The sequence below is a fragment of the Streptomyces sp. NPDC021224 genome (assembly GCF_044332905.1).
Taxonomy (GTDB): domain Bacteria; phylum Actinomycetota; class Actinomycetes; order Streptomycetales; family Streptomycetaceae; genus Actinacidiphila.
In genome coordinates, this window is record NZ_JBIRPW010000011.1 from 1 (window position 1) to 12,000 (window position 12,000).

The 12,000-nt window shown below is 72.5% G+C and carries 10 protein-coding genes; 5 read left to right on the forward strand and 5 right to left on the reverse strand.

What is annotated here, in order from left to right:
- Nucleotides 1-204: 204 nt before the first annotated feature.
- Complete coding sequence (locus ACH4PY_RS25240; RefSeq protein ID WP_398187110.1) at nt 205-1,014, reverse strand: thioredoxin domain-containing protein; 810 nt, start codon at nt 1,012-1,014, stop codon at nt 205-207.
- Nucleotides 1,015-1,065: 51 nt separating this feature from the next.
- Nucleotides 1,066-1,785 carry a hypothetical protein gene (locus ACH4PY_RS25245; RefSeq protein ID WP_398187113.1) on the reverse strand — a complete coding sequence of 240 codons (720 nt, stop codon included), beginning with the start codon at nt 1,783-1,785 and terminating at the stop codon, nt 1,066-1,068.
- A gap of 164 nt (nt 1,786-1,949) precedes the next feature.
- Here ACH4PY_RS25245 and dnaE point away from each other — a divergent pair, with 164 nt between their 5' ends.
- Nucleotides 1,950-5,501: a DNA polymerase III subunit alpha gene (dnaE, locus tag ACH4PY_RS25250; RefSeq protein ID WP_398187116.1), complete on the forward strand. Its 3,552-nt coding sequence runs from the start codon at nt 1,950-1,952 to the stop codon at nt 5,499-5,501.
- 121 nt (nt 5,502-5,622) lie between these two features.
- Here dnaE and ACH4PY_RS25255 read toward each other — a convergent pair whose 3' ends face one another.
- The gene (locus ACH4PY_RS25255; RefSeq protein WP_398187118.1) at nt 5,623-5,796 is read right to left on the reverse strand and encodes a hypothetical protein; all 174 of its coding nucleotides are present in this window, start codon (nt 5,794-5,796) and stop codon (nt 5,623-5,625) included.
- Nucleotides 5,797-6,077: 281 nt separating this feature from the next.
- On the opposite strand from ACH4PY_RS25255, the gene ACH4PY_RS25260 reads away from it, so the two are divergent.
- From ACH4PY_RS25260 to ACH4PY_RS25275, 4 genes are all read left to right on the forward strand, one after another.
- Nucleotides 6,078-7,331: an NYN domain-containing protein gene (locus ACH4PY_RS25260; RefSeq protein WP_398187121.1), complete on the forward strand. Its 1,254-nt coding sequence runs from the start codon at nt 6,078-6,080 to the stop codon at nt 7,329-7,331.
- Between the two features lie 469 nt (nt 7,332-7,800).
- On the forward strand, nt 7,801-8,835 hold the full coding sequence (locus tag ACH4PY_RS25265; RefSeq protein ID WP_398187124.1) for an ABC transporter ATP-binding protein: 1,035 nt from the start codon (nt 7,801-7,803) through the stop codon (nt 8,833-8,835).
- A 58-nt stretch (nt 8,836-8,893) separates the two neighbouring features.
- The gene (locus ACH4PY_RS25270) at nt 8,894-9,709 is read left to right on the forward strand and encodes an ABC transporter permease (protein ID WP_398187127.1); all 816 of its coding nucleotides are present in this window, start codon (nt 8,894-8,896) and stop codon (nt 9,707-9,709) included.
- A gap of 34 nt (nt 9,710-9,743) precedes the next feature.
- The gene (locus ACH4PY_RS25275) at nt 9,744-10,430 is read left to right on the forward strand and encodes a hypothetical protein (protein ID WP_398187130.1); all 687 of its coding nucleotides are present in this window, start codon (nt 9,744-9,746) and stop codon (nt 10,428-10,430) included.
- A 304-nt stretch (nt 10,431-10,734) separates the two neighbouring features.
- Here the strand turns inward: ACH4PY_RS25275 and ybaK are convergent, their stop codons facing one another.
- Together ybaK and ACH4PY_RS25285 are read right to left on the reverse strand one after the other, a co-directional pair.
- The gene (gene ybaK, locus ACH4PY_RS25280) at nt 10,735-11,238 is read right to left on the reverse strand and encodes a Cys-tRNA(Pro) deacylase (RefSeq protein WP_398187133.1); all 504 of its coding nucleotides are present in this window, start codon (nt 11,236-11,238) and stop codon (nt 10,735-10,737) included.
- Nucleotides 11,239-11,245: 7 nt separating this feature from the next.
- Complete coding sequence (locus ACH4PY_RS25285) at nt 11,246-11,968, reverse strand: LON peptidase substrate-binding domain-containing protein (RefSeq protein WP_398187626.1); 723 nt, start codon at nt 11,966-11,968, stop codon at nt 11,246-11,248.
- Nucleotides 11,969-12,000: the final 32 nt, after the last annotated feature.

A 12,000-nucleotide genomic window follows, 5' to 3' on the forward strand; every position in this document is an offset into this window, starting at 1 on the left:
CGCGACGGTGCGGGCGGGGGGGGGGCGGCGCCCCCCCCCCGCGGGGGGGGGGGGGGGGGGGGGGGGGGGGGGCGGGGGGGGCGGGGGGGGGGGGGGCGCGGCGGCGGGGGGGGGGGGGGGGCCCCCCCCCCCCGCCCCCCCGGGGGGGGGGGGGGGGGCCCCCCCCCCCCCCCCCCCCCGGGCCCTACTGCGACGTGAGCCGCGTCACTTCTTGAGCTGGGCGTCGAAGGCCTGCACCACCTGGTCCGAGGTCAGCCCCGGCACCTTGACGGGGGTGCCGTTGACCAGGACGTACGGGGTGCCGCCATGCTGGACGTCGGAAGACGAGCTGTTGTACTTGTCGCTCATCGCCAGCGCCCAGCGGTCGAAGGTGCCCTTCTTGACCGCGTCGGAGAACTTGGCGTTGCCCTTGAGCGCGGGGACCTGCTGGGCGATCGAGATGAGCTTGTCGGCGCTCTTGTAGTCGTCCTTGGTCTCGTCGGGGTGGTTCTTCTCGGAGTAGAGCGCCTTGTGGTACTCCTCGAAGGCGTCCACCGAGACGTTCAGGGCGGCGCCGAGGGCGCTCAGCGCGCGCTTGGAACCCTGGCCGTTGTCGTGGTTGTCGATGAAGGTCGCGAAGGTGTAGTCGATCTGGTACTTGCCGTCCTTGGCGCCCTGCAGCACCGCGTCACCGGCGGCCTGCTCGTAGGCGGCGCAGATCGGGCAGCGCAGGTCCTCGTACTCCTTGACGACGTTCTTGTTCTTCGGGTCGCCGACGATGACCGTGGTGCCGTCCTTGCCCGACGTGTTGGCGGGCTTGACCAGCTTGTCCTTGGCCGCCTGCGACCAGTAGCTGGGCTTGTTCATCTCGTTGACGGCGTAGGCGACGCCGCCGGCTATCGCGACCAGGGCCACGACGCCGCCGGCGACCAGCAGCTGGCGGCGGACCTTGGCGCGCTTGGCCTCCTTCTCGCGCTGGATGCGCAGCCGCTCCCGGGCGGCGGCCTTGGCGGTCTTGCTGTTGCGCTGGCTCATGACAGATCTCCGTGGATACGCGTGTGGGTGTGGGGTGTGCCGGTCCTGCGGTCAGAGGGCGACCGGGACGGGCGGACCACGGCGTACGACGGCATGGTGGAGCCGGTGGGCGGCGGGCCGCCCCGGCACCGCGGCGCGGGCGGCCCGCGGGCCGCGGCGCGGCCCGGCGGCCGGGGCGCCGCGCAGGGCGGCGACGGCCAGCAGCAGCGGGCGGAAGGCGGCGAGGACGGCGGCGCGCACCAGCCGGCCGAGGGCGGCCTCGCCGCGCCGCAGCCAGAACGAGGCGAGCAGCCCCGCCGCGACGTGCAGGGCCAGCAGCAGCCAGGGCAGCGCCCCGGCCGAGGCGACGGCCGCGGTGCCCTGGGCGCCGCCCGGGACGGCCGCGACCGAGGAGGCGAAGGTGGCGGCGTGCTCGGGACCCACGTGGCCGTGGCAGAGCACCGCCTCGTTGAAGGAGCGCCACGAGCCGGTCACGGGCCCGCCGGCCGGCCCGTAGCAGGCCTGCTGCCCGGTGGTCAGCAGGGTGTCCAGGGCCAGTTCCATCGGCACCATCAGGCCGGCCAGGGCCCAGAAGCCGCACTCCGGGCGTGCCGTGACGAGATAGGCGAGGGCGAAGGCGGTGGCGAAGGCCCCGGCGACCGCGGGCAGCGGCAGCGGTTCCTTGGCCATCAGGACGTGCGAGGTGGAGGAGAGGGTGACGCACAGTGCGGCGAAGACGGCAGCGCGCAGCGCTCTCAGCGCCCGCAGCGCTTGCGGCCGTATCTCCTCCATGGGAGCAGAGTGTGCCACGGGAACCTGTATGCGTGACCTAAGGTGCCGGACTTCCGTGGAGACCCGGCGGCGGGCCCCGGATTGTCGGTGCCGGGTCGTAGACTCACCGACGCCGCCGGACAACCGTTTCCCGGTGGTCCGTTCCCCGCCGGAGGTGTCGCGCCTTGACCGATCAGCCCTTCGCTCACCTGCACGTCCACACCCAGTACTCGCTGCTGGACGGAGCGGCGCGACTGAAGGACATGTTCAAGGCGTGCAACGAGATGGGGATGAGCCATGTGGCCATCACCGACCACGGGAACCTGCACGGCGCCTACGACTTCTTCCACCAGGCCAAGGACGCCGGGGTCACGCCCGTGCTGGGCATCGAGGCGTATCTGGCGCCCGAGTCGCGCCGCTATGCCAAGCCGGTCAAGTGGGGCGCCCCGCACCAGAAGAACGACGACGTGTCCGGCGCGGGCGCCTACACCCACATGACGATCTGGGCGCGCAACAACACCGGCCTGCACAACCTCTTCCGCGCGCAGTCCCGCGCCTCCTTCGAGGGCTACTTCCGCAAGCCCCGGATGGACCGCGAGCTGCTCAGCGAATACGCCGAGGGCCTCATGGGCACCACCGGCTGCCCGTCCGGCGAGATCTCCACCCGCATCCGGCTCGGGCAGATGGACGAGGCGGTCAAGGCCGCCGGGGAGTACCAGGACATCTTCGGCAAGGAGAACTTCTTCGTCGAGATCATGGACCACGGCATCGACATCGACCGCCGGGCCCGTGCCGGTCTGGAGGAGATCGCCAAGAAGCTCCAGGCGCCCTTCGTCGTCACCAACGACTCGCACTACACGTACGCGCAGGAGTCCGCGGCGCACGACACGCTGCTGTGCATCCAGACCGGCTCGAACATGTCGGACCCGGACCGCTTCAAGTTCGACGGCTCCGGCTACTACCTGAAGTCGGCCGCCGAGATGTACGCGATCGACTCGTCCGACGCCTGGCAGGAGGGCTGCCGCAACAGCCAGCTGCTGATCGCCGAGCGCGTCGACACCGAGGGCATGTTCAAGTTCCAGAACCTGATGCCCAAGTTCGACGTGCCCGAGGGCTACACCGAGGTGACCTGGTTCCGTGAGGAGGTCGCCCGCGGCATGGCCCGGCGCTTCCCCGGCGGCATCCCCGAGGACCGGCAGAAGCTCGCCGAGTACGAGATGGACACCATCATCCAGATGGGGTTCCCCGGCTACTTCCTCGTCGTCGCCGACTTCATCATGTGGGCGAAGAACAACGGCATCGCCGTGGGCCCCGGCCGAGGCTCCGCGGCCGGCTCGATCGTCGCCTACGCGATGGGCATCACCGACCTCGACCCCGTCCCGCACGGCCTGATCTTCGAGCGGTTCCTGAACCCCGAGCGCATCTCCATGCCCGACGTCGACATCGACTTCGACGAGCGTCGGCGCGGCGAGGTCATCCGCTACGTGACCGAGAAGTACGGCTCCGACAAGGTCGCCCAGATCGCCACCTACGGCACCATCAAGGCCAAGGCCGCGATCAAGGACTCCGCCCGGGTGCTGGGCTACCCGTTCTCGATGGGCGACCGGATCACCAAGGCGATGCCCGCCGACGTCCTCGGCAAGGGCATCCCGCTGTCCGGCATCACCGACAAGGACCACCCGCGCTACAGCGAGGCGGGCGAGGTCCGCTCGATGTACGAGAACGAGCCGGACGTGACGAAGGTCATCGACTCCGCGCGCGGCATCGAGGGCCTGGTCCGGCAGATGGGTGTGCACGCCGCCGGCGTCATCATGTCCGCCGAGCCGCTCATCGACCACGTACCGATCTTCTCGCCGAAGAACGACGGCGCGGTCGTCACGCAGTGGGACTACCCGAGCTGCGAGTCGCTCGGCCTGCTGAAGATGGACTTCCTGGGCCTGCGCAACCTCACGATCATGGACGACGCGGTCAAGTCGATCAAGGCCAACAAGGGCGTCGACATCGACCTGCTCGCCCTGCCGCTCGACGACCCCAACACGTACGCGCTGCTCTCCCGCGGTGACACCCTCGGCGTCTTCCAGTTCGACGGCGGCCCCATGCGCGCCCTGCTGCGCATGATGAAGCCCGACAACTTCGAGGACATCTCCGCCGTCTCGGCCCTCTACCGGCCGGGCCCGATGGGCATGAACTCGCACATCAACTACGCCCTGCGGAAGAACAAGCAGCAGGAGATCACCCCCATCCACCCGGAGCTGGAGGAGCCGCTGCGGGAGGTCCTGGAGGTCACCTACGGGCTGATCGTCTACCAGGAGCAGGTGCAGAAGGCCGCCCAGGTGCTCGCCGGGTACTCCCTCGGCCAGGCCGACCTGCTGCGCCGCGCGATGGGCAAGAAGAAGAAGGAGGTCCTGGACAAGGAGTTCATCCCCTTCCAGGCGGGCATGCGCGAGCGCGGCTACTCCGACCAGGCCATCCAGTCCGTGTGGGACGTGCTGGTGCCCTTCGCCGGATACGCCTTCAACAAGGCGCACTCCGCCGCGTACGGCCTGGTGTCCTACTGGACGGCCTACCTGAAGGCGAACTACCCGGCCGAGTACATGGCGGGGCTGCTCACCTCGGTCAAGGACGACAAGGACAAGATGGCGCTCTACCTCAACGAGTGCCGTCGGATGGGCATCAAGGTGCTGCCGCCGGACGTCAACGAGTCCAACGCCAACTTCACCCCGCGCGGTGACGACACGATCGTCTTCGGCCTCACCGCGGTCCGCAACGTCGGCCAGAACGTCGTCGACTCCATCGTCAAGTGCCGCAAGTCCAAGGGCCGGTACGCGACCTTCCCGGACTTCCTCGACAAGGTCGAGGCGGTCGTCTGCAACAAGCGGACGGTCGAGTCGCTCATCAAGGCGGGCGCGTTCGACGCCATGGAGCACACCCGGCGCGGCCTGACCGAGCACTTCGAGCCGATGATCGACAACGTGGTGCAGGTCAAACGCAAGGAGGCCGAGGGGCAGTTCGACCTCTTCGGCGGCATGGACGAGGGTGGCGACGACGGACCCGCCTTCGGGATGGACGTGGTCTTCTCCGACATCGAGTGGGACAAGACCTACCTGCTCGCGCAGGAGCGCGAGATGCTCGGCCTCTACGTCTCCGACCACCCGCTGTTCGGCATCGAGCACATCCTCGGCGACAAGGCCGACGCGGCGATCTCCGCACTCGCCGGCGACTACGCGGACGGTGCGATCGTCACCATCGGCGGCATCATCTCCGGCCTCCAGCGCAAGATGACCAAACAGGGCAACGCGTGGGCCATCGCCACCGTCGAGGACCTCGGCGGCTCGGTGGACTGCATGTTCTTCCCCGCCACCTACCAGCTGGTGTCCACCCAACTCGTCGAGGACACCGTCGTCTTCGTCAAGGGACGGCTCGACAAGCGCGAGGACATCCCGCGGCTGGTCGCGATGGAACTGGCCGTCCCCGACCTCACCGACGTCGGCGCCAACGCCCCCGTGCACATCTCCATCCCCACGGTCAAGGTCACCCCGCCGCTGGTGGCCCGGCTCGGCGAGGTGCTGGAGAGCCACAAGGGCAACACCGAGGTGCGGGTGCGGTTGCAGGGCGCCCGCACCACCACGGTGCTGCGGCTGGACCGGCACCGTGTGACGGCCGACCCCTCGCTCTTCGGCGACCTCAAGGCGCTGCTGGGCCCGGCGTGCCTGGGGTCCGGCCTGCAGGCGGGCTGAACCCCGCCCGTCCCGGGCCCCGTCCCCGCTTTCCCGGGCCGGGCCGGGCCGGACGCACGACGGGGGTGCCCCTCGGGTGAGGAGCACCCCCGCGTCATGCCGTACTACCGGCGCGGCAGGTTCAGTTGTGGCCGAACCGCTTCTGCTGGTGCTTGCGCGACACCTGGGTCGTCCCCGGCATCACGTGCTCCTCCGACTGCGGGCTCCGGCCCTGCTCCTGGGCCTCCGCGGAGGACCGCTGCGGGTCCTGCTGCGGGGAGCGGCGGTTCGGGTTCTGGTTGCGGTTCTTCGCCACTGTCGTGCCTTCCTCTGAGGGGAATGACGGCCGAAGGGCCTGCCTCCCTGCGGGCTTGCCGCCCCGGGGGCTCGTGGCCGAGCGGCCGAGATCAGACTTGCACGCCGGGACGAAGCGCGCATTTCGGGCAGTTGGCGCTTCGGGGTGCACCGCGTGTGACGGAAAACGGCCCACCGCCACGCCGAAGATCGCGTTCGGGCTCATAACGCCCCGGCATTCGGGCAGACTCGGGGGGACCTGGGGGGATTCACTGCCGAGGGGGCGACCGGAAGAGGAGCGATATGGACCGCTGCGTCGTCCTGGTGGACGCCGGTTATCTGCTGGGTGCAGCAGCGAGCCTCCTGGCCGGTGAACCCTCACGTTCCCGGATCGTCGTCGATCATGCCGCCGTCGTCGCTGGCCTGCGGGAAAGAGCCGAACGCGAGACCGGCCAGCCGCTGCTGCGGATCTACTGGTTCGACGGGGCGCCCGACCGCGTTCCGCAACCCGAGCACCGCAGGCTGCGCGTCATGCCCCGGGTGACCGTACGGCTCGGCGCGCTCACCCGTACGGACGGCCGCTGGGCGCAGAAGGGCGTCGACGCCGCCATGCACGCCGAACTGTCCGAGCTGGCCCGCAACCGGGCCTGCTCCGACATCGTGCTCGTCACCGGCGACGGCGACCTGCTGCCCGGCATGATGTCCGCGAAGGAACACGGCGTCGCCGTGCACCTGTGGGCCGTGCAGGCCGCCGACGGCGACTACAACCAGTCCGAGGACCTCGTCGCCGAGGCCGACGAGCGCCGCGTGCTCGACCGCGAATGGATCACCGCGGCCATCCACGCCCGCGACGGCGTCTGTCCGCCGGTCGGCGCCAGCCACGGCGGGCTCGGCGCCGACATCGGCCCCGAGATCGCCGCGATCCTCTCCGCCCCGCTGCCCGACCCCGCCGCGTCCCCCGCGCGCCCCTCCGAACCGCGCCCCGCACCGCCCGAGCACCCGGACGACGAGGACCCGCGGGCCGCGCCCGCCGGGGCCGGCGGCAGCAACGGCACCGGCAAGGGCGTCCCCACGCCCAAGGACCTCGCGAGCTTCGGCAAGCACCACCCGCCCGCGGCCCACACCGGACCGCCCCCGCCCGCGCCCAGCGCGACCCTGCGGTGGTCCTCCGACAAGGGCTGGACCGACCGCGGCACCGCCGACGTCCCCGACACCAGCGGGCTGCCCACGCTCGCCCAGCTCACCACCGCGGAGCAGCGGTGGGCCGACCGGGAAGCCGACATCACCGCGGTGAGCGGCGACCCCTACGAGGTCGGCCAGGTCTTCGCACGGCGGTGGACCGCGCGGATCAGCGAGCCCGGACAGCTTCAGCAGCTGTCCGCGCACTATCCGCGGGTGCCGCACCGCATCGACGGCGAGCTGCTGCGGTACGCGGCGCGGTTCGGGCTGCTGGCGCACAAGGACGACCAGATCGACGAGCACGATCGCTACGCGATCAGGGCGGGGTTCTGGCGGGAGGTCGACGCGCGTACGGGGACGCCGCGGGCTGAGGCTTGAGCATGCGCTCCGGGGTGGCCTGTTGCGGTTCGCCGCGCGACCTTCCCTGCGGTGGGGGCTGGTCGCGCAGTTCTCCCCCCGAGCTTCGCCTGGGAGGTGCCCCCACGCGCCCCTTACGCGCCGCCGTTGCTGGGGCGGGGGCCGCCACGGGGCACCTCCTCGGATTGCGCCTTCGCCCTCGTACCGAGTGGGTGAGGCACCCCCAGCGCATTCCTGCGGGGGCACCCCGCACCCTCCCCCTCCGGGCCGGTTCGGCGGCTGCCTGCCGGTGAGGGGTGATGTTGTCGGGGCGAGGGCACGCGTTTTTTTGGGGGCGCGTGGGGGCACCTCCCAGGCGAAGCTCTGGGGGAGAACTGCGCGGCAAGTCCGCCACCGGCGGAAGGATGCGGGGCTCACCGCAAGTCGCAGCCCGAGGCGTGGGTGGGGACAACCCCGTTGCGGCGGTTGTCGCTCGCGCCGCGTAATCTCGATGTTCGTGAAGACGGGCACGGAGGACGAGGCGCCCCCCGCGGCAGCCGCGGTCCGCGACGCGGTGTGTACCGTGCGCGGTCTGGTCAGGACTTACCCGGCGGGTTCCGGGGCGCGCCGTCGTGCCGCCACGGCCGCCGTACGGGCGAGTGACGGGATCGATCTCGACGTGCGCCGCGGCGAGCTGTTCGGGATCCTCGGCCCCAACGGGGCAGGCAAGACCACGCTGGTGCGGCAGCTGACGGGGCTGCTGCGGCCGGACGTGGGCAGTATCGACGTCCTCGGCCACGATCTGGTGCGGCACCCGGACCGTGCCTCCCGGCTCATCGGCTACCTCGGCCAGGAGTCGACCGCGCTCGACGAGCTGACCGTCTCGCTCGCCGCCGAGACGACCGGGCGGCTGCGCGGCCTGGACGCGGCCGCGGCCCGTGCGGCCCGCGACGCCGTGCTGGACGAGCTGGAACTCGGTCCGATCGCCGACCGTCCGCTCAAGCGGCTGTCCGGCGGCCAGCGCCGCCTCGCCTGCTTCGCCGCGACGCTCGTGGGGGAGCGGCCGGTGCTGATCCTCGACGAGCCGACCACCGGCATGGACCCGGTCGCCCGCCGCGCCGTGTGGGCCGCGGTCGGCCGCCGCAGGACCGACCGCGGCACCACCGTGCTGCTGGTCACGCACAACGTCATCGAGGCCGAGACCGTCCTGGACCGGGTCGCGGTCCTCGACCGCGGCCGGGTCATCGCCTGCGACACCCCGGCGGGCCTGCGCGCGCTGGTCGCGGACGAGGCGCGGCTCGACCTGGTGTGGCGCACCGAGCCGCCGCTCGACCTGCCCGCGGTCGCCGCGCTCCAGCCGCTCGCCGACGTCTCCGGCCGCCGCTGGACGCTGCGCCTCCCGCACGCCCGCGCCCGCGCGACCATGGCCGACCTCACCGCGGGCCCCGCCTACGCGGCCCTCGACGACATCACCTTGGCGGCCCCGAGCCTCGAAGACGTCTACCTGGCCCTGGGCGGCCGCGCGAAGGGCCTGGTGAAGTCATGACCCGCCATGACGGCGCGACCTCCTGCGAGGGACCGTGCGCGGGGACGGGAGGGCGGGCGTGAGCGTCATCGCGCGGGACGAGGCCGGGACCGTGGTCGCGGAGGCCGCGGCGCCGCTCGCGCCGCGGGCGCGGCTGTGGCCCGCCTTCGCGGCCGTCTACCGGGCGCAGCTGTCGCGGGCGCGCGTCGCCCGCATCCCGCTGCTGTTCGTCGCCACCTTCCAGTCCGTCGGCATCATGGTCATGATGCGCGGGGTCGTGGACGCGGGCGACGGCGAGGCGGCCCGCGCGGTCGTCGCCGGGTCCAGCGTGCTGGTCGTGGCCTTCGTCGCGCTCAACCTGCTCGCCCAGTACTTCGGCCAGCTCCGCGCGTCCGGCGGGCTCGACCACTACGCGACACTGCCCGTACCGCCCGCGTCCGTCGTGCTCGGCGCCGCCGGGGCGTACGCGTCCTTCACCGTGCCCGGCACCGTGCTCACCGCGGTGATCGGCTGCGTGCTCTTCCACCTCACCCTCACCACCGTGTGGGTGCTCGCCGTCGTCATCCCGCTCGCGGGCGCCGCCCTGTCCGGGCTCGGCGCCGCGCTCGGGCTGCTCGCGCCCCGGCAGGAGATCGCCACGCTGCTCGGCCAGCTCGGCATGTCCGCCGCGCTGCTGCTCGGCGTGCTGCCCGCCTCGCACCTGCCCGAGGTCATCCGCTGGGTGCGCGACCTGCTGCCGTCCACGTACGGCGTGCAGGCCTTCGCCCGTACCCTCGGCGGCGCCGGCGGTACGGACTGGGCCGCGGTCGCCGGTGACCTCTCGGTCTGCGCCGGGGTCGGTGTGGTCTCGCTGGCCGTCGCCACCTGGGCCTACCGCAGGGCCGCCTGCCGGTGAGGCGTCCCGGTGACGGACCTGGCACGATGGGCAGGTGACCGCTCCGCTGACTCCCCACGACCACTCGTCGCCGCTGCCGCACCCCCCGGGCGCGGACGGCGGCCCGGGCAAGGGCGGCGACCTCAGGAAAGAGGTGCTCGCCGAGGCGGGAAGGGGCGCGCTCACGGCCGTACTCGTCGCCGTCTGCGGTGTCGCGCTCGGCCTGCTGTGGCTGTGGCTGTCGCCACGCGTGCCGCTGATCTCCGACGGCAAGGCGGTCTACCTCAAGGACACCGAGGGCGAGGAGGCGATCGGCGGCGACGGCACGTTCGCGCTCATCGCCGCGGGCCTCGGCGTGCTCACCGCCGCCGCGGTCTTCTGGCGGCGGCGGCAGGGCGGGATCGGCGTCGTCCTCGGCCTCGCGGCGGGCGGCGTGCTCGCGTCCGTCATCGGCTGGCGCATCGGTGTATGGCTCGGGCCCGACACGGATATTGCTGCGCATGCGCTGCGGGTGGGGCCGAAGGTGGTCTTCGACGCGCCGCTGGAGTTGCGGGCCAAGTCCGCGCTCGTTGCCTGGCCGGCGGCTGCGATGGTCGTCCATCTCCTTCTGACCTCGGCGTTCGGTCCGCGGGAGGACCCGCACCCCCCGGAGAAGTCCTTCACTCCGTACTGGGCCCCGCCCGCGGGCCCGCCCGCCGCCACCGGCCCCGCCGCCCCACCCTCCCCGCCGGACGAGGAGTAGGCCCCTTCCCCCTGTGGGGGGCCGTGCCCCGCCGGGCACCGTTTTCAGGGGCGCGGGGAACTGCGCGAGCAACCCACCACCGGCCGGTGGTTCAAGACGGACCGAACTGCCCCTTCGGGCCGGTGACGACCCGCGCCACGTATGTGGCTGAGCGCGCAGTTCCCCGCGCCCCTGAAAAACGGGTGCTGCCCGCCGCAGCCGTACCCGGAAATCGGGTGGCTGCCCCTCCGCAGGCGTACCGGAAAACGGGTGCCCCGCGGACCAGCCGCGAGGTGGGAGACGGGCCGCCCCGCGCAGCGGGGGATCAGGCGCGGGCGACCGGGGCGGGGGTCGCGGAGGTCAGCGCGAGGAGGACGGCGGGCGCAAGCTCGACCTCGAGGCCGCGCTTGCCCGCGGAGACGAAGATCGTGGGGAAGGCCAGCGCGGAAGCGTCCAGCACCGTGCGGAGGGGGCGGCGCTGGCCCAGCGGCGAGATCCCGCCGCGTACGTAGCCGGTCGTACGTTCCGCGGCGGCGGGGTCCGCCATCGCCGCGCGCTTGCCGCCGACCGCCGTGGCGAGTGCCTTGAGGTCGAGCGCCCCGGCGACGGGCACCACGGCGACGGTGAGTGCGCCGTCGACCTCGGCGACCAGGGTCTTGAAGACGCGTTCCGGGCTGGTCCCGAGCGCGTGCGCGGCTTCCTCGCCGTAGGACAGGCCCGACTCGGGGTCGTGCGCGTAGGCGTGCAGCGTGAAGTCCGCCCCGGCGTTCTCCAGCGCGACGGTCGCGGGGGTCCCGCCGCCGGGACCGCCCTTGCGCTTCTTCGCCATCGTCCCCTCAGTTCGCGCTGATCGGCTGGCTGGTCAGGTCGACCGCGGGCAGCGAGGGCAGTTTCTCGATCACCGCGGTCTCGCGGCGCAGCAGCTTCAGCTCGGCGGCCAGCCGGGCGGCGGAGTCCGGCTCCTCCAGCAGTGTCTGCTTGACGGGGGTCTCGGCGATGAGCGCGGCGGCCACCAGGTAGGAGAGCACGGTCGGGTCGTCGGGGAATTCCTGGCCCGGCGCGAGGGTGCGTTCGCGGGCGCCCGCGAGGCGCTTCTGGTAGGTGGCGAAGACGCGGGTGACCTCGGAGGCGAGGGCGCCCGCGCCACTGCCCGTGGTCTCGGGGATCTCCTCGATCTCCGCGGAGAGGTAGGGCCCGCTCAGGTCGAGGGAGAGGAGCTTGAAGCGGATGAGGCCGGTGGCGACCAGTTCGTAGCCGCCGCCGTCGCGCTCGGCGACGCCGGTCGCGTCGGCGATGCAGCCGATGCCGTGCAGTGCGGCGAGGGGCTCGGCGCCGAGCCCGGCGGCCGGGCCGGTCGCGCGGCCTTCCTGGCCGGTGGGCGCGACCTCCTGGCCGTTCCTGATCGCGACGACGCCGAACCTCCGCGGGGTGCCTTCCGGCAGGGCCAGCAGATCGGCGACGAGGGCGCGGTAGCGGTCCTCGAAGACGTTCAGCGGGAGGACGAGGCCCGGGAAGAGGGTGGTGCCCAGGGGGAAGAGCGGAATCCTGTCGGTCACAATGAGCCAGCGTACGGCGGCGGGCCGCCCCCGCG

Bases quoted from the DNA above. Each gene is read 5' to 3' on its own strand.
- ACH4PY_RS25240 (WP_398187110.1), bottom strand. From the start codon at position 1,014: ATGAGCCAGCGCAACAGCAAGACCGCCAAGGCCGCCGCCCGGGAGCGG.
- ACH4PY_RS25245 (WP_398187113.1), bottom strand. From the start codon at position 1,785: ATGGAGGAGATACGGCCGCAAGCGCTGCGGGCGCTGAGAGCGCTGCGC.
- ACH4PY_RS25260 (WP_398187121.1), top strand. From the start codon at position 6,078: ATGGACCGCTGCGTCGTCCTGGTGGACGCCGGTTATCTGCTGGGTGCA.
- ACH4PY_RS25265 (WP_398187124.1), top strand. From the start codon at position 7,801: ATGTTCGTGAAGACGGGCACGGAGGACGAGGCGCCCCCCGCGGCAGCC.
- ybaK (WP_398187133.1), bottom strand. From the start codon at position 11,238: ATGGCGAAGAAGCGCAAGGGCGGTCCCGGCGGCGGGACCCCCGCGACC.